A 21,649-nucleotide genomic window follows, 5' to 3' on the forward strand; every position below is an offset into this window, starting at 1 on the left:
TATAGGCACTTCCGTGAATGTCCGCAAAACCCTCGTGATCGTTCCTGATCGTTCGATTTTGTGGTCCAAACCTATTCATCGCTCGAGTTCCTAGAGCGGGTAATGAGTAACGCCGACGCCGACGCCGACACTGACACTGACACTGAGTCCGACACGTCGCTCCGAGAGCGCGTCGAGAGCTGGCTCACTCGCGAGATGCCAATCATCCAGATGCACGGCGGGACGAGCGCCGTTCGCGAGGCTGATCCCGAGACCGGCGAGGTCATCATCGAACTCGGCGGTGGCTGTAAGGGCTGTTCGGTCAGCGACGTGACCACAGGAAACATCAAGGCGGAACTGATCCAGTGGCCCGAAATCGACGAGGTGACGGTTCGAGTCCCCGACGCACGCGAGAGTCTCGGCGGCCCGGAGCAAGCCGAGTCCATCATGGGCATCGACCGGACGGAGGGCGGCCGCGGCGACTGGGGCTCGTCGAATCCCGGGGAAGACCACCTCTGAGGCGGTTTGGCGAACAGGTTCGTCAGTTACAGCGGCGTGTCTCACGTTGACAGGGTCGGTCAGTTTTGAGAATTCCTATATCCTTTTACGCTCGAGTTACGGAGTTAGTCACCATGACGACGTGTGGATGCCCGACTGCGGGAGGTGACGGTGATGGGTAACGAACCAATCGTCGGTCCGAACGACGATCGCGACGCAGAGTCTCACTCCGAAGCAACAGCCGAGACAGAAGCGGAAACCGGCGCTGACGCCGATATCGACACCGAAACCGACGGCGGCGTTCGCCCCTACACCGTCCGCCTCGAACTCGTCGACGAACCCGGCGAGTTGCTCCGTGCGCTCTCCCCAATCTCGGACAACGGCGGCAACCTCCTGAGTATTCACCACGAACGCGGCAACATCACACCACGCGGGCACATCCCTGTCGAGGTCGACCTCGAGTGCCCACCGGAACGCTTCGACGACATCGTCGAGGGCCTGCGCGACGCCGGCGTCAACGTCATCCAGGCCGGTGCCGAGCGCTACGGCGAAGAGATTTCCGTTGTCTTCGTCGGCCACCTCGTCGAGAACGACCTCTCGGAAACACTCTCCCGAATCGAGGCCGAGGCCGAAGCAGCCGTCCTCGACCTCTCGCTCGCCGCCCCCGACGGCACCGACGCCACCTCCAGTGCCCGACTCCGACTCGCCGTCGACTCCGGACGAACCGACGCCGCACTCGAGTCGATCCGATCGATCGGGGCCGATAAGGACCTCACCATCGTCGAGCCACTGCTCGGAGGTGAGGCCTGATGGGAGCCAGCCAGCGACTCGCGATTCTCGGCGCGGGTGACGTCGGTCGCTCCGTTGCAGACCTTGCAAGCGAGTACGGCCACGAGGTCGTCGCACTCGCCGATTCGACGACGGCGACCATCGACCCCGACGGAATCGACGTGGCAGCCGCACTCGACCGCAAACTCGGCGGCGACGACATTGGTGCCGACGATCCGACTGCCGTCTTCGAGACCGACTACGACGTGCTCGTCGAGGCGACGCCGACGACGCTCGGCGACGCCGACCCCGGCTTCACGCACGCGAAACGTGCATTAGAGACCGACCACCACGTCGTCCTCGCAAACAAGGGTCCCGTCGCCGAGCGCTACGGCGAACTCCGGGAACTCGAGGCCGACAGCGCAGGCTCGATTCGTTTCGAGGCGACCGTCGGCGGCGCAATTCCGATTCTCTCGACGATCGAGGACTCGACGCCGCAGGCTGTCACCGCCGTCCGCGGCGTTCTCAACGGCACCGCGAACTTCATTCTCACCCGGATGGCCGCCGAGGGCCTCGACTACGAACACGTGCTCGCAGAGGCACAGGACCTCGGTGTGGCAGAGGCCGACCCGACGTTCGACGTCGACGGCACCGACGCCGCCCTGAAGTTCGTCATCCTCGCGAACGTGCTTGCCGACGGCGGCTTCTCGCTCGAGGATGCGACTGTCGAGGGAATCCAGAACATCCCCGGAAGCGCGCTCAACCTCGCCGCAGAGGACGGGCGGACCATTCGACTCATCGGCGAGGCCACCCGCGACGGCGTCCGCGTCGGCCCGCGCCTCGTCCCAGAGAACGGCGCGCTCGCTGTCACCGGCACGCGAAACATCGTTCAGATCGAGACGCGGAACGCTGGCTCGCTGCACTCGAGTGGGCGTGGCGCTGGCGGCCCGGAGACGGCGACGGCAGTGCTTTCTGACGTCGGTCGACTGCCGCCGCTGTAGCGATCTGCGTGGCCTACAAGACGTATTTGTGGAACGGCCCGAGCGCCTTCCGAGCGGCTTGCAAGTGATGGCCGATCGGTGGCCAGACCGTGTGTACGAGACACAAACCGCAAGCGGGCGTCGGGTTCGACAGAATACGCTTTCGAAATGGTTTTAACCGCAACGAGACAAAGAGACCGATATAAGCGCCTCTGCGCGTGAGCTACAACAATGAGCGAACGACACCAGAACCTGGCCGTAATTGGTCACGTTGACCACGGGAAAAGTACGCTCGTGGGCCGACTCCTCTACGAGACGGGGAGCGTTCCCGAGCACGTCATCGAACAGCACCGCGAAGAAGCAGAAGAGAAGGGCAAGGGCGGATTCGAATTCGCCTACGTGATGGACAACCTCGCCGAGGAGCGAGAGCGTGGTGTCACCATCGACATCGCCCACCAGGAGTTCACCACCGACGAGTACGACTTTACCATCGTCGACTGTCCTGGTCACCGCGACTTCGTCAAGAACATGATCACGGGCGCATCCCAGGCGGACAACGCCGTCCTCGTCGTCGCTGCTGACGACGGTGTCGCGCCCCAGACCCAGGAGCACGTCTTCCTGGCTCGTACCCTCGGTATCGACGAACTCATCATCGGCGTCAACAAGATGGACGTCGTCGACTACAAAGAGTCGACCTACGATGACGTCGTCGACGAGGTTACCCAGCTCCTCAAGCAGGTCCAGTTCAACACGGACGACGCCTCGTTCATCCCAATCTCGGCGTTCGAAGGCGACAACATCGCAGACGCCTCCGACAACACGCCGTGGTACAGCGAGGAGACCCTCCTCGAGGCACTCAACGACCTGCCAGAGCCACAGCCACCAACGGACGCACCGCTCCGACTCCCAATTCAGGACGTCTACACCATCTCGGGTATCGGTACCGTCCCAGTCGGACGTATCGAGACCGGTGTCATGAACATCGGCGACGACGTCTCCTTCCAGCCAAGCGACGTTGGCGGCGAGGTCAAGACGATCGAGATGCACCACGAAGAGGTGCCAAAGGCCGAACCCGGTGACAACGTTGGATTCAACGTTCGCGGCATCGGTAAGGACGACATCCGCCGCGGTGACGTCTGTGGCCCAGCCGACGAGCCACCAAGCGTCGCCGAGACGTTCCAGGCACAGGTCGTCGTCATGCAGCACCCATCCGTGATCACGGCCGGCTACACGCCGGTCTTCCACGCACACACCTCGCAGGTCGCCTGTACGATCGAGTCCATCGACAAGAAGATGGACCCATCGAGCGGCGAAGTCGCCGAGGAGAACCCAGACTTCATCCAGTCGGGTGACGCTGCTGTGGTCACCATCCGCCCACAGAAGCCCCTCAGCATCGAGCCGTCCAGCGAGATCCCAGAACTCGGGAGCTTCGCCATCCGTGACATGGGTCAGACCATCGCGGCCGGCAAGGTCCTCGACGTCAACGAGAAATAAATGCAGCAGGCACGCGTTCGACTCGCGGGCACGAGTCCAGACGACTTAGACGACATCTGTGACGACGTCCGCGAGATTGCGAACAACACCGGCGTCAACCTCAGCGGTCCGATTCCGCTGCCGACCAAGACCCTCGAGGTGCCGACCCGGAAGTCGCCTGACGGCGAGGGCACCGCGACGTGGGAGCACTGGGAGATGCGCGTCCACAAGCGCCTGATCGATCTGGACGCCGACGAACGCGCACTCCGACAGCTCATGCGCATCCAGGTGCCAAACGACGTCTCGATCGAGATCGTCCTCGAAGACTAAGACAAACCGGCGGCGATCTGCCGCTTGGTAGTCGGAACGTCGATCACGATCGACTGTGACGAGATGAGATATCCTCATCGTCGTTGCACTGCGTTTCATCCACTTCATTTCACGACACCCTACACTGCAGAGCGACTGCACTCGTCCAGCGCTGTCACATCACACGGCTTGCTGAGCGTTCTATCCTGCGTCAGTGACAGCCACTCACGCGACAGCCACTGTATCCGGTGTGCAAACTTTTGGTGTGTCCCACCGAAAGCAACGTATGGCGAACCGATCGCGGCCACGCCCTGGCGCATCGGCCTCCCGCTCGACCGGATCCGGTTCCAGCGCCTCCGAATCCCCTGCTGCCAACGACCAGCCAAGCCCCATCTACGAGCTCCTCGTTATCTTCGGACTCGTCTTCCTTATCCAGGTGATCACCGACATTGTCGGTATCATGGCCGGCCTGTTCGTGCTCACTCTCCCACTCGCCGAGAACCCCTGGACCATCGTGACCAGTGTCTACGCCCACGGCGGTCTCTGGCACCTCCTCTCGAACAGTCTCGCGCTCGTTCTCTTCGGCTGGCCAGTCGCCCGCGCAACGTCGCGTGTGCGGTTTCACACGTTCGTCCTCGTCACCGGCTCGATTGCCGGCATTTCGCAGGTTCTCATCAGCGGCTTCGCGGCCGCAGCACCCATTGTCAGTGGCGACCCTGTCGGCGTTCTCGGCGCGAGTGGCGCCATCTTCGCACTCCTTGGCTACCTCATTACCGGCAACCGACTCTCCGCCGGCTTCGCGTCGATTATTGACGTCCCACAGTGGGTAACGATCGCCGTCTTCGTCGGCCTCGCGACCGTCGTCACTCTCATGACCGCTGCACCTCGTGTCGCCCTGATCGCTCACTTCACCGGCTTTCTGCTCGGCTTACTCGCCGGGCGCGCCCGCCTGCTCGAGATTTGAGGGGACTCGAGTACGCGCCGCTCTGTGCTGTAGCATGGAACTCGAGTGGTGAGTGCACTGCGAGAGGGGAGGAAAAGGGAGCGGGGAGGAAGGGAGATGTCTGCAGACGAGAGGCCTTTCAAAACACAAGCTACAAATACAAACCCGGGTTAGAAACGTTCGAGGGCTCGTAGATCAGTGGTAGATCGCTTCCTTCGCAAGGAAGAGGCCTCGGGTTCAAATCCCGACGAGTCCACTATTCTGCGGCGCGAACAAATTCGTGAGCGCCGCGAATCGTCGTCGATGGCGGATTTGAAGCCATGGAAGTCGCAGCGTGAGCGAAGCGAACGACCGTCTTCCTTCGGGTTCAAATCCACAGGAGTTCCCCAAACGATACGAGTACTCGATCTACACGCTGCCGATGCCGGTGCTCAAGGTCGTCGCAGTCGGGAACGTCGTTGTCTCCGTCGTGTTCATGCTGCTCGTCGCCGCCAGCGCACCCTCGGCGCTCGCGTTCGTCATCGTCTGGATCGTTCTTACTTCCGCCGGCGACGTCTACAGAATTCGCTCCTCGGCGCGACGCGATGTCGATCTTCGTGCACGGATGTCGCTGTTGCACAAACACGAATCGATTGGCGGAAGCGATGGCGATGCGAACACCGACGGCGAAACGAACACTGACGGCTGAGCGGACTGCCGTCGCTGTTTCATAGTTTCTCTTTGGCAGTTCGCGGTTTTCAAACCGCGGACAGCAACTCGTCCGAGCGAGGGTGACTCGAGTACCAGGCGACAAAAGAGCGCGACCCAACGGTGTGGGTCGCTATCGGCACTCCGCCGTTCCGATGGTCGGGCCGGCGTGTGGTGTTCGGCCGCGGGAGAGGTAGGATGCGAGGTCGGTCGTCGTTACGATACCGATGACGCCTTCGTCCTCGTCGACCACCGGGAGGTGGTGACAGCCGTGCTCGAGCATGGTGGCTGCGGCGTCGCGGACGCTGTCCTGTGCGGCGGCGGTGACGACGTTCTCGGTCATGTAGCGCTCGACCGTCGTTTCCGCTTTAGGCTGGCTCTGGGCGACGATATCGACAAAATCGGTCGTTGTCAGAATGCCCGCGAGATGGTTGTCTGAGTCGACAACGATCACGGATCCAATATCGTTCTCGCGCATGACCTGTCCGGCGGTTTCGACCAACGTGTCTTGCCGTACCGTGTGGAGTGACGTGGACATGATGCGGCCGACGAAGATATCTTCCATAGTACTGCCTTGTCCTATAGGAACATAATACTTTGCTATAGGTTATCTACTAGCACACCACACCGTCATGTATCAATTATCGCTCACCTTGGTCCTACAATTCACGCGATAACCTATGATCCAGTGGTGAACCTTTACGCTCCCGTGAGTCACACCCATCGGTATGCGAATTAATGAAGCCGTCATCGACCGACTGGTTGCGAACGGGGTCGACACCCTGTTTGGTATTCCCGGGAAACAGACCCTGCCGCTGAACGAAGCGATCAGCGAGCGCACGGACATCGACTTCATCATGGCTCGCCACGAGACTGCCGTCTCCCACCAGGCGTGGGGCTACGCTGAAACGAGCGGTGGTCTTGCTGCGACCGTCGTCATCCCCGGCCCCGGTGACATGAACGCCATGAACGGGCTGAAGAACGCGCTCAACGACTGCACGCCGCTCGTCCACATGGCCGTCGAGACCGAACCCGAGATCCGTGGCGGTGACGGTATCCACGAAACACCACCAGATACCTACGACAACGTCGTCAAGGAGAACGTCACCGTCGAAACGCCCGAGAGTACCATCGCCGAACTCCAGCGCGCGATCGACATCGCGCTCACCGCGCCGATGGGGCCCGTTCGCGTCGGCATCCCCAAGAATTTCCTCCCGATGGACGTTCCGCTCGCCGAACCCGGCGAAACCGAAACCCGAACCGTTGGCTCCCCTGCCGACGAGCGGATCGCCGAGGCTGCAGACCTCCTTGCCGAATCTGAACGGCCGATCATCATCGCCGGCGGTGGCGTCCGCGCGTCCGGCGCGAGCGACGAACTCACATCCCTCGCCGAAACACTCGACGCCCCGGTATTCCCGACCTACAAGGGCAAGGCCGTCCTCCCGGACGATCACGACCTCTTCGCGGGCGTGCTCTGTGGCGGCACCGGCAGCGCGGTCAAACACCAGATCGCCGCCGCAGACGCGGCTCTCGGCGTTGGAACCGACCTCGACGCCGTCACGATGAAACACTGGGAGATCGACGTGCCGGACGATCTCGTCCACGTCACCCTCGATGCCGACGACATCGGCGTCGGCTACGACCCCGCGGTCGGCATCGTCGCAGACGCCGGCCGAACGATGGGTGCACTCGAGTCCGCCCTCGACACTCGTTCGATCGCCTCGACGAACGGTCACGAGCGTGCGCGAGAGACGCGCCAGGCCGTCGAGGATCGCCTCGCAGAACTGGTCGCGGTTGAGGAACCGCCGCTGCCGTCTCCGAGTGCGCTGTCGGCGATTCGCGATGCAGTGCCCCGAGAGGCTGTCGTTGCCGCCGACGCGGGCGGGTTCCGCCTCTGGTCGCTCGTGATGTTCGAGGCATACGAACCTCGTGACTACGTCAACCCGGGCTCGTGGGCCACGATGGGGTCCGGCGTGCCATCGGCTATCGGCGCGAAGGCGGCGAATCCGGACCAGGACGTCGTTGCACTCACGGGCGACGGCGGACTGATGATGTGTGTTCACGAACTACACACGCTGGCCGACGAGGACATCGATGTGACCGTGATCGTGCTCAACAACAGCGATTACGCGATCATCAGCGAGGAGGCCGAACGCAGCTACCGGATGGACGCAAGCGAGTACGGCTGGCAGGACGTCCCGCTCGACTTCGATGCCATCGCGTCCGGGATGGGACTCGAGACGATGCGTGCTGGCACGCCGGATGAGATTCGCGAGACGGTTGCCGCGGCAGTCGAGAGCGACGGGCCAACGCTGGTCGAGATTTCGACGGATCCACACGAACCGCAGGCAAGCGTCTGGATGTCGGACTGAACGCCGGGCGTCTTGCTGGCCGGTTAGTTTCTCTGGCTTGCTAACCGTTATACCACGGGCAGACCGTGGTGCTTGTAGAGATGAGTACTGCGCAGACGGATCGAATGAGCGACAACGACAGGTCGATCACGGGGTTCGTGATGATCTCCCACGCGGTCGTCCACACGTACGAGCTCTCGATCCCGATTCTGATGGTAATCTGGCTCACGGAGTTCAGCGTGAGCACGGCGATTCTCGGCAGTGCGGTCGCGGTCGGCTACGGCCTCTTCGGTGTCGGCGCACTGCCGGCCGGCATTCTGGTCGACCGTTTTGGGTCGCGCGAACTCGTACTGGTCTGTCTGGCCGGGATGGGCGGTTCGTTCCTCCTGCTGAGTGCCGCACAGGGAATCGTGTCGATCACGCTGGCACTCTGTGTCTGGGGTATCGCAGCGAGTATCTACCACCCGGCAGGGCTGTCGTTGATCTCGACCGGCGTCGAACAGCGCGGCACCGGCTTCGCCTATCACGGCATGGCCGGCAACTTCGGCATCGCCTTCGGGCCGTTACTGACGGCGATTCTGCTGTTGTTCTTCGACTGGCGGCTCGTCACCGCAATTCTCGTCGTGCCGGCTGGTCTGGCGATTCTCTACGCCCTGACGGCGAGTTTCGACGAGAAGGCTGCCGTCGAGACGCAGCCTGATGGCGGTCGAGAACCAGCAGACGAGGATACCGACACCGGCGGAACGACCGACGGACAGGTCGACAACCAGATGTCGCTCTCGCGATTCCTGTCGGACAGTCGCGCGCTGTTCACCATCGGCTTCACGGTTGCGATGGTCGTCGTCATGATGAACGGGCTGTTCTACCGCGGGACGCTGACCTTCCTGCCTGACGTGCTGAGCGATTTCATGCCGGACGTCGTCGAACAACTACAGCTGTTCGACCCTGACAGCCCGATGGCCGAGGAGTTCGACCCGGCCTCCTACCTCTACGCCGGGCTTCTGATGGTCGGCATGGCCGGCCAGTACGTCGGCGGGAAGCTCACCGACCGAATCCGGACAGAAACCGGCCTCACGATAATCTTCGCTTCGCTCGCCGTCGTTGCGGTCCTGTTCGTCCCCGTCGCCGAAGCGGGCCTCGTTCCGCTGCTTCTCATCGGCTCGGTGCTCGGCTTCCTGCTGTTCTCGCTCCAGCCGATGTATCAGGCGACCATCGCGGAGTACAGCCCGCCCGGTGAACGCGGGCTCTCTTACGGCTACACCTACCTCGGCGTCTTCGGCGTCGGTGCCGCCGGCGCGGCGATTGCCGGCTTCCTCCTCTCAATCGGTTCCATCTGGCAAACGTTCGCGGCACTCGCCGTCTTCCCCGCCACAGGCGCAGTCCTCGCGATCGTGCTTCGCCGAACCGGCGATCGACGCGCCTGATACGTTCCACTCTCACTCCGGTTGCACTTTTGCTTCCGCGTCTTCGTTCTCGTCGGTTACAATGATACTGTCAACAGCTCATTTCCGCTTCAGCTTGCCACCATTTCGCAAGTCGACACCGCCAGATGTACAGTATCCAGCACCGATCCGCACTCGAGTACGACCCAATACGATTGTGTACTGTTCAACTCCTGCCGCCGAATTCGTCCGTCGAATCAACACAGCGTTTGTTACAGGACAACAATTAACTACCTGTGTCCCGATGGACAGTATATGCTAGAAGAACCAACCGGTGACCTCAACCAAATTCCGACGACGATTCCACACTGGTACGACCCAGACGGAAGCCCGCTGACACTCGAGTCAGGCGACGGTGCGACGGTGTTTGACGACGACGGCGAGGAGTACCTCGATTTCGCCTCGCAGCTGTACTGCGTCAACGCTGGGCACGGTAACCAGCAGATCATCGACGCGATGACCGAGCAGCTAGAACAGATCCAGTACGTTTCGTCCTCGAAACACTCCCCCGTACGGTCCGAACTCGGCGAGCGACTGGTCGACATTGCTCCTGGCGACCTCTCGCACGTCATGTTCTCGGTCACTGGCAGCGAGGCGAACGAACTCGCCGTCCAGCTCGCGCGTAAACACACTGGCGGCTCGAAGATTCTGACCCGCTGGCGCTCCTATCACGGCTCGACCTACGGTGCCGGCAGCCTGACCGGCGACCCCGAAACACGTGCACTCGTCGAGAGTCACGCCGCGACGACCGGGTCGACGAAGTTCCTCCCCCCGATGTCACATCCATCGCCGTTCAACGCCGACAGTCCCGAGGAACTCGCCGAACTGGCCGCCGACCATCTCGAGTTCGTAATTCGCAACGAAGACCCCGACTCCATCGCTGGGATCATGATGGAACCAGTCGCCGGCTCGAGCGGCGGCTACCCAGCACCGCCAGGCTACTTCGAGCGCGTCCGCGAACTCTGTGACAAGTACGACATTCTGCTGATCGCAGACGAGGTCATCACCGGCTTCGGCCGCTGTGGCGAGTGGTTCGGAATCGAAACCGAGGACGTCGAACCGGACATGATCACGTTCGCGAAAGGCGTTACGAGTTCCTACGCCCCGCTCGCTGGCGTGCTCGCCCGGCCCGAACATGTTTCGGGCGTCCAGGAGGACGGCTTCGACCTCGGGCAGACGTTCGGTGGTCACCCCGTCGGCTGTGCGGCCGGCCTCGCCGCGATCGATGTCTACGAGGACGGTCAGATCGACAACGTCCGCGAGAACGCCTCACTCTTCGAGGACGGACTGGCCGAACTCGAGTCCCAGTACGACGTGGTCGCGGACGCGAGAGGTCGTGGCTACCTCTGGGGCGTTGCCTTCGAAGATCCAGCAACGGGCGAACCATTCTACGACCCGCGTGTAGACGGTGACGACGTGGAGAATCCGGTTTCGGACGTCGTCTCGGGGCTCGAAGACCGCGGTGTGCTCGTCGGCACCGGCCGCCCGGCGACGCAGATCCTGCTTTCGCCACCGCTGTGTACGACAGCTGAAGAGATCGAGACGGTCCTCGACGCACTGGACGCGGCGATCACGGACGCGTTCTGAGGTCGCGGCTGCAATCAGCACTCAGTGAACAGCCGCTTTTATCTGACGCACGACGAACGGACAGCTATCAGCATATGATCGAGGCAACACTCTGTTTCGTTCTTCGCGAGTCCGAGATTGACGAGACTAACGAAACCAGCGAGACCAGCGAGACCAGCGAGACCAGCGAGACCAGCGAGACCAGCGAGACTGACTCGAACACCGATGTCCTCCTCATCGAAAAACGCCGCGGCCTCGGCGAAGGCTGGTACAACGGCCCTGGCGGCAAACTCGAATCAGGCGAAACGCCGCGGGAGTGTGCCGTCCGCGAAACCCGCGAGGAAGTCGGCCTCGAGATTGCGCCAGACGCACTCGAGTACGCCGGCGAACTCACCTTCCTGCTCGACGAGGAGATCCACACCGTCTGTCACGTTTTCCGGACGACCGAGTTCGCCGGCGAGCCGCGTCCCTCGGACGAGGCGCGGCCCGAGTGGGTGGCGGTCGACGACGTGCCCTACGACCAGATGTGGGAGGACGACCGCCTCTGGCTGCCGGGCGTTCTCGACGGCGACACCGTCGCCGGCGAATTCCACTTCGCGGGCGGGCCGCCGCTCGACGAGGCGGCGTTCGTGGACCACGAACTCGAGTGGGGGGTTTCGTTCGAGTCACGATAGAAACGGCCAGAGTCGTATTGCTGTGTCAGAACAGAATTAGGTGAGCACAACCTCCGAAACGGAGTAGCTGTGGTGTGATGGCAGAAACTGACGTACTAGCAGGAACGTTGCTGGTCACCGGGTTGTGACCCCGGGGTAGGTAGGATGGGCTGAGATGGGGTGGAACGGGAAAGCACCAGCCTGCAGTCACTCACCGTGGCACTCCAGCGACCGAATCGGACACTCGTCGGTAGAGCTGTAGTAGGAGACACCACCGCCGTGAAGTTCGGCGAGGAGGCTTAGGCAATCCGACCGGTCTGCCGTCGTGAGTGGCTCCCAGTTCTCGTCATCGGCGTCTCGCGTCATCACGCGTAGTGGGTCGTCCGGCCAGACACAGTCGACAGAGACTGCTTCGAACCCGTCCTCGGCCGCCGGCAGTTCGTACGTGTCGGTGTGAACGAGATCGTCTGTCTCGGCCTGCTCGATTCTGAGCTCGGCGACGATTGGGACGTCTCGGATATTCGCAAGGGTGAGTCGCTGTAGCGTCGCGTAGTCGTTCTCGTCGTTACGGCCGAATGCGTCCATGCAGCCAGCGAGCGCTCCTGCGCTACAGACCGCGAGAGAACCGAGCAGCCGCCGTCGATACAAAATATTACCATTGGAGATTGAAAATACATAACCGTTGTCTTCGGGATTGCCACCAGTGACGGACTCCATCCGATACCCAGAGAGGCTGAGACAACCTGTTGACGTGGACGTTCCACCTGCAAAAGGAGGTCTGGATCCGAAGAGCGATAGATCCCTAACCTGTAAAAAGAGTTAATAGTTATTATGTAAAGGTATTACCATAACAAATTCAAACGACAAACCCAAAGGTGGAAAAGACAATCAAGAATTCGGAGAGGATCAGCCACAAAAGAGCAGTGAAAAAACGGAAACGCAGTCCGGACGAATCAACCGTCGAACGGCGCTCAAGGGGCTTGCAGGCGGGGCAACCGTACCCATTGTCGGGCAGCAGTTACCGACCGCGCGAGCCGATGAGTCGAGCGTTTCGTCCGACTTCGATCCGGAATTCACGGCCTCTCGGGAGAGGCGGGTGGAGAGCTTCGACGGGACTGGCGACCCAAATAACCCCTCTAGCGGGTTTTACCTCGCGTCGAACCAGGGATTGACCGTTTCCCGAATCGAATCCAATCAGATCGGTGATCAGGTCCTCCATCAGTTCGTTCTGGGAGCGTCCGCGAGCAGTGAACTCGATAGCGCACCCGATGGAAACTGGGAGCAGACAGAGAACCTCAGTGGCATCTACCTCGAAATAGAAAACGATCAGAGCAGTCACACGTCCTCGATCCTGGCACCAGATCAGGGTGATGAACGGATGGTTGGCGCGACACAGGATGACGGCGACCCAAGCATCGACTGGCGAAGCGGCATCCAGGAGTCGATCGAGGTCGCCGTCACGGAACTGAATCTCGTCGCGAACGTTGCCATTAGTTCGTACAACATCTACGATGCCTTCCGGTACGACGGAGAGGAGTTCGGAGACGGGCAACACGCAGATTACTGGTGGAAGTACAGAACATGGACAGGCGGAGCAGATCCGCGAGATGAATTGGGTGCCGCGTGCCGTTTCTACGTCGAAGCGAACGAACCGAGTGATGGATACGACATCACCGTTCGAACGGATATCGAGTGGGATCACCCGAAAGTCGAAATCATTAGCGAAGAGGACAACACGTATATCGGGTACGACATTTCGGCATCAGGTGACGTCACGGCAGAGAGCACGGTCTCGGTAGACGACATCACCGATCCATACGTCAGGCGAAAAGCCGAGGAAGCGGGTGTCTCCGAGATTACTACAGTCGCGTACAACGACACTATCGAGCCCATCGAAGCGGATCGCGAGCCGAACGAAGAAGTCGACACCGAGTGACAGGGTCACCGAGTAACGGCAACACGCGGTTACGCAACCGTTGGGTTCCTCGGTTTCGCGTCACGCTTCGTAGTGGTGCGCACAGTACGAAGTACGAACGGTTGTTGATTAGCGGCGAAATCGACGAGACCGGCGAACAAAAGTAGCCGACGGTGGGACGGGCAATTCAGAGTAGAACCCGCCCGATAGCTGGCAGCTCAGGGCCGCAACACGACCTTCCCTGAACTCTTCCGATCCTCGATATACTGGTGTGCATCGGCCGCGTCCTCGAGTGCGAACTCCTCGCCGAGGATGACCTCGAGGTCGCCGCTGGTCAGTCCCTGTGTGAGGTCGGGAACGGCTTTCATGATCTTGCTCGGGTCGTGGTAGGAGGCCTGGCCGAGGTGGAAGCCGGAGACGCTCTTGTTCTCGAACAGAAGCCGGCGGTTCTCGGCTTCGGCTGGCACGCCGCTCGCGACGCCGTAGGTGACCATGCGTCCGAAGTGGGCCAGTGCATCGAGACTGCGCTCGAAGACGTCGTCGCCGACGCTCTCGAGGACGAGGTCGACGCCCTCGCCGTCGGTTTCTTCGTCGATGACCTCTCGGAAGTCCGTCTCGGTGTAGTTGATCGGGTGATCACAGCCTAACTCACTTGCGAGGTCGAGTTTCTCCTGCGTGCTCGCGGTACCGAAGACCTCTGCACCCGCATTCGAGGCTAGCTGGACAGCGGCGGTGCCGACGCCGCCGGCGGCAGCCTGGATCAGCACGGTTTCGCCTTCCTCGAGTCCGCCCCACTCGAACAGACAGGAGTGGGCGGTGAGAAACTGAACGGGGAAGCCGGCGGCCTCCGCGAAGCTCATTCCCTCTGGAATCGGGAAGAGCATCTGGGCGTTCGCGGTGGCGTACTCTGCGTAGCCACCGGTGTTGAGCATCGCGACGACGCGGTCGCCCTCGTCCAGGCCGACGCCCTCGCCGGTGGCATCGATCGTGCCCGCGGCCTCCATGCCGGGAACGTAGGTCGGCTCTGGGCCGCTGGGGTAGACGCCGCGGCGCTGCATGATGTCTGCGAAGTTGATCCCGGCGGCCTCGACCTCGATCCGGACCTCGCCCGCGTCCGGTTCGGGCAGGTCGGCATCGGTGACCGCGAGTTGCGAGCTGTCGCCGTACTCTGATACTTCGATGGCCTGCATAGCTTACCAATTGTAACCAAGGTGCATAAGTGTGTGAGAACTGGAAACCATCGGAACAGTGTTTCTTCACGTGGCAGTGGCGGCTGCCTGACCGGTGGGGTGGCGCGTACACGCGTTCGCACACCTTCGCATGGTTTAAGAGCGCGCTGACTGAGTATCGAACTAATGAGCGACGAAAGTCAGGAACTCGGTATCACCGAGTCGAAATCGCACAAACCCGGTGAGTGGTACGCCGAGGTCGTCCAGAAGGCGAACCTCGCGGACTACGCACCGATGGGCGGGTTCATCGTCACGAAGCCCCGCGGCTACGCCCTCTGGGAGGCCATTCAGGACGCCCTCGACGGCTGGTTCAAAGAGACCGGCGTCGACAACGTCTACTTCCCGATGTTCATCCCCGAGAGCTTCTTAGAGCGGGAGAAGGACATCGTCGAAGGCTTCGACCCCGAAGTCGCCTGGGTCACCCACGGCGGCCACGACGAACTCGAGGAGCGTCTCGCCGTGCGCCCGACCAGTGAGTCCATCATCGCGCCGTTCATGGCCGACTGGACCCGCAGCCACCGCGACCTGCCGCTGCGACTGAACCAGTGGTGTTCGGTCGTCCGCTGGGAGGCCACGGAGACGAAGCCGTTCTTCCGCACGAAGGAGTTCATGTGGCAGGAGGGCCACACCGCCCACGCGACCGACGAGAGCGCCTGGGAGGAGGTCTGGACCCGCCTCGACCAGTACGAGAAGGTGTACGAGGAGGTCCTCGCGATTCCCGTCCTGCGCGGGAAGAAGCCCGAACACGACAAGTTCCCCGGTGCGGACACGACCACGACCGTTGAGGCACTGATGCCCGACGGCAAGTCCGTTCAGGGCGCGACCAGCCACAACCTCGGGCAGAGCTTCGCCGAGGCGTTCGACATCTCGTTCGTCGACGAGGACGAAGAAGAACGCACCGCCTACACCACCTCGTGGGGGCTCTCCTGGCGCGCACTCGGTGCCCTCATCATGACCCACTCCGACGACCAGGGGCTCGTCCTTCCGCCCACCATCGCACCCACGCAGGTCGCCATCGTCCCCATCTGGCAGGAAGAGACGAAAGCGGACGTACTCGAGTACTCCCAGAATATCGCGGACGAACTCGAGGAGGCCGGCTTCAGCGTCGAACTCGACGACCGGGACGAGCGCAATCCTGGCTTCAAGTTCAACGAACACGAACTCAACGGCGTCCCGCTTCGACTCGAAATCGGCCCGTACGAGGTCGAGGACGAGGAAGTCACGCTCGTCCACCGGCCTGACAACGAGGAAGCTGTCGAGGATCGAGACGGCATCGTCGATGCGGTCGATGACCACCTGGAGACGATCTTCGACAAACTCTACGACACGGCAGCCGAGAATCTCGAGGAGAACGTTCGCGAGGCCCACAGCCCCGAAGACATCCTCGGAACGCTCGGCAAACACGGCGGCTACGTGAAGACGCCGTGGTGTGGCGACGAGGCCTGTGAGGAGGTCATCAAGGAGAAGATCGCCGCCGAGATCGTCATGCAGCCACTCGAGGACGAGGGCGGCACGACAGCGGGCGAGGTTCCCGAACCCGAGCACGACGAGTGTGGCGTCTGTGGTGACGCAGCCGACGAAATCGCGTACTTCGCGAAATCGTACTGATAGCGCCGCCATACCCCCAGTTTCATTTCTCAGTCGCTGTCGAGTCTTCCGGTGGAGAGACTGACTGCTGTGGCAACGCTCTTGGAGTGCGTGTCCTCGGTGTGGTCAGAACCGACTGCTATAGCAGATACGAATCGCAATACGGCGCGCTGGTGCCCTGTGCGGACTGATTTCTCGGAAGCTGGCGAACGAGTCACTCAGGTACACCTAATGGTTTAACCCAAGAGTGCTTACCAGTGGCGTCGAAACTACGGATGTGGTGTTCACTCTGGTGGGTGAGCACTACGTGCCTCTGACACTTTCTCTCCAAGTCCCACTGCACTCCTCGCGATAGTCACGCGTTCGCAACTGGTGGCGGTCTTTCCTGCACACACAAACTGTCTCTGCCAGTTCAGATACTGTCGAAATATACACCTTATATCCATCAATATGTGTATATAATACACTTAGACATTATGGAGCATCCTCTTATATCCGTCTTCAGAATGACGGGGTATGTCACAGCCACACAGAGCACCATCCACCGGCCGTCACCAGGGACTCGCCAACCCAGCAGACGAACGGTCGAACTGCGGTGTCGGCGTCGTCATGGACCTCGATGGGGGGACGAGCCACGACGTCGTCGCTGACAGTCTTGACTTGCTTGCCAGCCTCGAACATCGAGGCACCACCGGCGCTGAATCGAACACCGGCGACGGGGCAGGAATCATGCTGCAGACGCCCCACGACTTCTTCGAACAGAAACTCGAGGTCGACCTTCCCGAACCAGAGAGCTACGCCGTCGGCTCGCTCTTCCTCCCAACCGACGACACCGCTCGTAGGAGCCTCGTCTCGCTGCTCGAGGACACCGTCGCAACCTACGACCTCGACGTGCTCGCCTGGCGCGACGTCCCGACGGACAACGACGGACTTGGTGCAACCGCACTCGAGTCCGAACCGGATGTCCGGCAGGTCGTCCTCACGGCGACCGACGACGTGAGCGGCGACGAGTTCGACCGGCGACTGTACGTCGCACGGCGGGCACTCGAGAACGCGGTTTCGGCGGCCGATATCGACGGGAGCGAGCGCTTCTACGTCTGCTCGCTCGACTCGCAGACGGTCGTTTACAAGGGATTGCTCAAGGGCGAGCAGGTTCCCTCCTACTACCCAGATCTCACCGACGAGCGCCTGAAATCGACGTTCGCGATGGTCCACGAGCGGTTCTCGACGAACACGCTGGGGGCCTGGCAGTTGGCCCATCCACACCGGAACGTCATCCACAACGGCGAGTTCAACACGATTCAGGGCAACATCAACTGGATGCGCGCACGGGAGACGGATCTCGAGAGCGACGTTCTGTCCGACCTCGACGCCATCAAACCGATCATCGACGATCCGGAGCAGTCAGACACCGCGAGCGTCGACAACGCGCTCGAACTGCTCCTGCAGGACGGCCGCGACCTGGCCCACGCCCTGCGAATGCTCGTTCCCGAGGCCTGGCGCGGCGACGAATCGATGCCACAAGAGCGCAGAGACTGGTACGACTTCCACGCCTCGCTGGTCGAGCCGTGGGACGGCCCTGCGCTCGTCGCGGCGACCGACGGTGACCGCGTCGGAGCCGTGCTCGACCGCAACGGCCTTCGTCCCTGCCGGTACGACGTGACGACGGACAACCGCCTCGTCATGGCTAGCGAGGCCGGCGCACTCGACACCGACCCCGCCGAAATTGCCGAACGCGGCCGTCTCCAGCCGGGACAGCTCTTCCTCGCCGATCCCGAGGAGGGCCGGGTCATCCCCGACGACGAAATCTTCGCGGATCTCACCGACGACCGTTACAGCGAGTGGGTCGCCCAGGAACAGATCCAGCTCGCAGACATTCGAACGGGTGAGGATAGTTCCCCCCGTAACGCCGTCTCGAACCTTCGCAACCAGCAGGCCGCGTTCGGCTACACGCACGACGAACTCGAGAACCTCCTCGAGCCGATGACGACCAAGGGGAAGGATCCGGTCGGCTCGATGGGTGACGATACGCCGCTGTCGGTGCTCACCGAGTACAACCGACCGCTGTTCTCCTATTTTAAGCAGCTGTTCGCGCAGGTGACCAACCCGCCGCTCGACTACATCCGCGAGGAACTCGTCACGAGCCTCGAGAGTCGGCTTGGCTACCAGCGCAACCTGCTCGACGAGTCGCCGGCCCACGCCCGACAACTCGTCGTCGACTCACCCGTACTGACCGACGCCGATCTCGCGTCGATCTGCGACTGTTCGACGAACGAAATCACGGCGGCGACGGTCGATATTACCTACGAGCCAGCAGACTCAGATCCCGATTCAGCCGGAACGGAACTCCGAGACGCCATCGAACGCGTCCGCGAAGACGCTGTCGCTGCAATCGAAGAGGGCCACGATGTGCTCGTCCTCTCGGACCGCGCCGTCGGCGACGAGCGGGTTGCGATGCCGAGCCTGCTCGCGACGGGCGGCGTCCACCACCACCTCGTGCGCAACGGCCTGCGCAATCACGTTGGCCTCGTCGTCGAGTCCGGCGAACCGCGCACCGTCCACCAGCTCGCCACGCTCGTCGGCTACGGCGCTGGTGCGGTCAACCCGTACCTGGCTTACCAGACCATCGCCGACCTCACCGCCGGCCCAGACGGCGCGGACACCGGGGCCGCCATCGACGCCTACATCGGTGCACTCGAGGACGGCCTCCTGAAGACGATGGCCAAAATGGGTATCTCGACCGTCGAGAGCTACCAGGGAGCCCAGATTTTCGAAGCAGTAGGCCTCAACTCGGACCTCGTCGCAGAGTACTTCGAGGGGACCGAGAACCGAACCGAGGGCATCGGCCTCGCCGAAATCGAGGTGGACCTCCGCGAACGTCACGCGACGGCGTTCGCAGCCGACGCAGCCGATGCAGCCGACGCCGACAGCCCCGACCTCGACCGCTACGGCGAGTTCGAACACCGCTCCGACGGCCTCACCCACCAGTGGAACCCAGAAACCGTGGGGACGCTCCAGCAGGCCGTCCGCTCGAACGACTACGAACGCTACCAGGAGTTCGCCGACCTGATCAACGATCAGAACCAGAATCTGCAGACACTCCGGGGGTTACTCGAGTTCGAGTCCGATCACGAATCGGTCCCCATCGAGGATGTCGAGCCAGTCACGGCAATCGTCGAGCGGTTCTCGACGGCCGCGATGAGTCTTGGTTCGCTTTCGCCGGAGGCCCACGAGAACAACTCAATCGCGATGAACCGCATTGGTGGGAAGAGCAACTCGGGCGAAGGTGGCGAGCCACCCGAGCGCTTCGGCACGGAAAGGGAGTGCAACGTCAAGCAGGTGGCCTCCGGCCGGTTCGGGGTCACCTCGACGTACCTCTCTTCGGCCAACGAACTCCAGATCAAGATGGCCCAGGGCTCGAAACCCGGCGAGGGCGGCCAGCTTCCCGGCGAGAAGGTCAACGAGATGATCGCACACGTTCGCAAGTCGACTCCCGGTGTGGGGCTCATCTCGCCGCCGCCGCTGCACGACATCTACTCCATCGAGGACCTCAAGCAGCTGATCTTCGACCTGAAGGCGGCGAACGAAGACGCAGATATCAACGTCAAGCTCGTCTCCGAAGCCGGCATCGGTACGGTCGCAGCGGGCGTCGCGAAGGCCAACGCCGACGTGGTCCATATCTCGGGTCACTCCGGCGGCACGGGTGCCTCGCCGCGCACGTCGATCAAGAACGCGGGGCTTCCGTGGGAACTCGGGCTGGCAGAGGCGAACCAGATGCTCTGTGAAACCGGCCTGCGCGACCGCATCCGTGTCTCCGCCGACGGCGGCATGAAGACCGGCCGCGACGTGGCCGTCGCCGCCCTGCTGGGCGCGGAGGAGTACGTCTTCGGCACGGCCTCACTCGTCACCTCGGGGTGTGTGATGGCCCGGCAGTGTCACAAGAACACCTGTCCGGTCGGCGTCGCCACCCAGCGCGAGGATCTGCGCAAGCGCTTCCCTGGCGAACCCGAGCACGTCATCAACTACATGACGTTCATCGCTCAGGAACTGCGCGAGATCATGGCCGAGCTCGGCTTCCGCACGGTCGACGAGATGATCGGTCAGGTCGACGTTCTCGCCCAGCGCAACGATATCGAGCATCCGAAGGCCCGCACCGTCGACCTCTCGGCCGTGCTTGCCGAGCCTGCCGGTGACGTGCGCCGAAAAATCCGTGAGCAGGATCATGGTCTGTGCGACCAGCTCGACCACGAGTTCATCGAGAGCGCGGCGGACGCGATCGACGGCGGCGAACCGGTCGTCCTCTCCACGGACGTGGCAAACGTCGACCGCGCGGTCGGCGCGATGCTCTCGAACCGGATCACGAGCCGCTACGGCGAGGCCGGCCTCCCGGCGGACACGATCACGGCCGATCTCGAAGGCACCGCCGGCCAGAGCTTCGGCGCGTTTCTCGCGAGCGGCGTCTCGATGCACCTGACCGGTGCCGCGAACGACTACGTCGGTAAGGGCCTCTCCGGTGGGAAGCTCACCGTCCGAACACCGGAGAGTGCGGCCTACGACGCGAGCCAGAACGTCGCGATTGGCAACGTCGCGCTCTACGGCGCGACGGACGGCCAGCTATACGTCAACGGCGTCGCCGGCGAGCGCTTTGCCGTCCGTAACTCCGGAGCGAAGGCCGTCGTCGAGGGCGTCGGCGACCATGGCTGTGAGTACATGACCGGTGGCGTCGTCGCCGTCCTCGGCGAGACCGGCACGAACTTCGCAGCCGGCATGTCCGGCGGTGTCGCCTACGTCTACGACCCAGACAGCGAATTCGACCGAAAGGCAAACACCGGGCTGGTCTCGCTGCACGACGACCTCGAGGACGAAGACGAGGAGATGCTCCGCCGCCTCGTCGAGAACCACGTCGCCTACACGGGCTCCGAGCGCGGTACCGAACTCCTCGACGACTGGGAGCGCGCACTCGACGCCTTCGTGAAGGTCATGCCCGACGCGTACCACGAGGCCATCACCGAGCAAGGATCGGACGACGTTCGTGGTGAACTGCCCGGTGTGCCCGAGACTGAGGGTGACGCCGACGCCGGCGACACCGACGCAGACTCCGCCGGCTTCGCCGCGAGCGACGACTAGCCGAATTGCGATACCGACCCGACTGGTCGTTCGCTGGCAGTCTGTGAGAACGGTGTACTCGAGTTAGGCTGTTATCTGCTCTCCTGCCGTCCGATATCGGTGACAGCCACTCCAATCAGAAATTGTGCACGCTGAACTTTCA

Annotated in this window: 18 protein-coding genes and 1 tRNA gene; 16 read left to right on the forward strand and 3 right to left on the reverse strand. The window is 62.3% G+C overall.

Going from position 1 to position 21,649, the window contains the following annotated elements:
- The first annotated feature begins 102 nt into the window (after positions 1 to 102).
- From NMAG_RS12070 to NMAG_RS12105, 9 genes are all read left to right on the forward strand, one after another.
- A complete protein-coding gene (locus tag NMAG_RS12070) occupies positions 103 to 498 on the forward strand; it encodes a NifU family protein (RefSeq protein ID WP_004215316.1) in 396 nt (131 codons plus the stop codon).
- Between the two features lie 153 nt (positions 499 to 651).
- Positions 652 to 1,287 (forward strand): hypothetical protein, encoded by a 636-nt coding sequence (locus NMAG_RS12075; RefSeq protein ID WP_004215314.1) that lies wholly within the window; start codon positions 652 to 654, stop codon positions 1,285 to 1,287.
- Positions 1,287 to 2,246, forward strand: a complete 960-nt coding sequence (locus NMAG_RS12080) for a homoserine dehydrogenase (RefSeq protein WP_004215313.1) — start codon at positions 1,287 to 1,289, stop codon at positions 2,244 to 2,246. The genes NMAG_RS12075 and NMAG_RS12080 overlap by 1 nt, the downstream gene beginning before the upstream one ends.
- 210 nt (positions 2,247 to 2,456) lie before the next feature.
- Positions 2,457 to 3,719, forward strand: coding sequence for a translation elongation factor EF-1 subunit alpha (gene tuf / locus NMAG_RS12085; RefSeq protein WP_004215312.1), 1,263 nt, complete (start codon positions 2,457 to 2,459; stop codon positions 3,717 to 3,719).
- On the forward strand, positions 3,720 to 4,028 hold the full coding sequence (gene rpsJ / locus NMAG_RS12090; protein ID WP_004215311.1) for a 30S ribosomal protein S10: 309 nt from the start codon (positions 3,720 to 3,722) through the stop codon (positions 4,026 to 4,028).
- Positions 4,029 to 4,111: 83 nt separating this feature from the next.
- Positions 4,112 to 4,225, forward strand: coding sequence for a hypothetical protein (locus NMAG_RS22780; RefSeq protein WP_160165659.1), 114 nt, complete (start codon positions 4,112 to 4,114; stop codon positions 4,223 to 4,225).
- Positions 4,226 to 4,293: 68 nt separating this feature from the next.
- Complete coding sequence (locus NMAG_RS12095) at positions 4,294 to 4,971, forward strand: rhomboid family intramembrane serine protease (RefSeq protein WP_004215302.1); 678 nt, start codon at positions 4,294 to 4,296, stop codon at positions 4,969 to 4,971.
- 163 nt (positions 4,972 to 5,134) lie between these two features.
- Positions 5,135 to 5,206: transfer RNA gene (locus tag NMAG_RS12100), tRNA-Ala, on the forward strand.
- Between the two features lie 78 nt (positions 5,207 to 5,284).
- Positions 5,285 to 5,638 carry a hypothetical protein gene (locus NMAG_RS12105; protein WP_004215301.1) on the forward strand — a complete coding sequence of 118 codons (354 nt, stop codon included), beginning with the start codon at positions 5,285 to 5,287 and terminating at the stop codon, positions 5,636 to 5,638.
- Positions 5,639 to 5,770: 132 nt separating this feature from the next.
- Here NMAG_RS12105 and NMAG_RS12110 read toward each other — a convergent pair whose 3' ends face one another.
- Complete coding sequence (locus NMAG_RS12110) at positions 5,771 to 6,202, reverse strand: CBS domain-containing protein (RefSeq protein WP_004215300.1); 432 nt, start codon at positions 6,200 to 6,202, stop codon at positions 5,771 to 5,773.
- Positions 6,203 to 6,365: 163 nt separating this feature from the next.
- On the opposite strand from NMAG_RS12110, the gene NMAG_RS12115 reads away from it, so the two are divergent.
- From NMAG_RS12115 to NMAG_RS12130, 4 genes are all read left to right on the forward strand, one after another.
- A complete protein-coding gene (locus NMAG_RS12115) occupies positions 6,366 to 8,009 on the forward strand; it encodes a thiamine pyrophosphate-binding protein (protein ID WP_004215299.1) in 1,644 nt (547 codons plus the stop codon).
- 80 nt (positions 8,010 to 8,089) lie between these two features.
- Positions 8,090 to 9,412, forward strand: coding sequence for an MFS transporter (locus NMAG_RS12120; RefSeq protein WP_004215298.1), 1,323 nt, complete (start codon positions 8,090 to 8,092; stop codon positions 9,410 to 9,412).
- Positions 9,413 to 9,685: 273 nt separating this feature from the next.
- A complete protein-coding gene (locus NMAG_RS12125; RefSeq protein WP_004215296.1) occupies positions 9,686 to 11,017 on the forward strand; it encodes an aminotransferase family protein in 1,332 nt (443 codons plus the stop codon).
- Between the two features lie 74 nt (positions 11,018 to 11,091).
- The gene (locus tag NMAG_RS12130; RefSeq protein WP_004215294.1) at positions 11,092 to 11,670 is read left to right on the forward strand and encodes an 8-oxo-dGTP diphosphatase; all 579 of its coding nucleotides are present in this window, start codon (positions 11,092 to 11,094) and stop codon (positions 11,668 to 11,670) included.
- A gap of 186 nt (positions 11,671 to 11,856) precedes the next feature.
- On the opposite strand, the gene NMAG_RS12135 is transcribed toward NMAG_RS12130, so the two are convergent.
- Positions 11,857 to 12,234: a hypothetical protein gene (locus tag NMAG_RS12135; protein WP_004215293.1), complete on the reverse strand. Its 378-nt coding sequence runs from the start codon at positions 12,232 to 12,234 to the stop codon at positions 11,857 to 11,859.
- Positions 12,235 to 12,745: 511 nt separating this feature from the next.
- On the opposite strand from NMAG_RS12135, the gene NMAG_RS12140 reads away from it, so the two are divergent.
- Positions 12,746 to 13,585 carry a hypothetical protein gene (locus tag NMAG_RS12140; RefSeq protein WP_004215291.1) on the forward strand — a complete coding sequence of 280 codons (840 nt, stop codon included), beginning with the start codon at positions 12,746 to 12,748 and terminating at the stop codon, positions 13,583 to 13,585.
- 197 nt (positions 13,586 to 13,782) lie between these two features.
- Here NMAG_RS12140 and NMAG_RS12145 read toward each other — a convergent pair whose 3' ends face one another.
- The gene (locus NMAG_RS12145; protein ID WP_004215290.1) at positions 13,783 to 14,754 is read right to left on the reverse strand and encodes a quinone oxidoreductase family protein; all 972 of its coding nucleotides are present in this window, start codon (positions 14,752 to 14,754) and stop codon (positions 13,783 to 13,785) included.
- A gap of 165 nt (positions 14,755 to 14,919) precedes the next feature.
- Here NMAG_RS12145 and proS point away from each other — a divergent pair, with 165 nt between their 5' ends.
- Together proS and gltB are read left to right on the forward strand one after the other, a co-directional pair.
- Positions 14,920 to 16,401 (forward strand): proline--tRNA ligase, encoded by a 1,482-nt coding sequence (gene proS, locus NMAG_RS12150; RefSeq protein ID WP_004215288.1) that lies wholly within the window; start codon positions 14,920 to 14,922, stop codon positions 16,399 to 16,401.
- Between the two features lie 495 nt (positions 16,402 to 16,896).
- Positions 16,897 to 21,507 carry a glutamate synthase large subunit gene (gene gltB / locus NMAG_RS12155; RefSeq protein WP_004215287.1) on the forward strand — a complete coding sequence of 1,537 codons (4,611 nt, stop codon included), beginning with the start codon at positions 16,897 to 16,899 and terminating at the stop codon, positions 21,505 to 21,507.
- Positions 21,508 to 21,649 lie beyond the last annotated feature (142 nt).

This window comes from Natrialba magadii ATCC 43099, from assembly GCF_000025625.1.
Classification (GTDB): domain Archaea; phylum Halobacteriota; class Halobacteria; order Halobacteriales; family Natrialbaceae; genus Natrialba; species Natrialba magadii.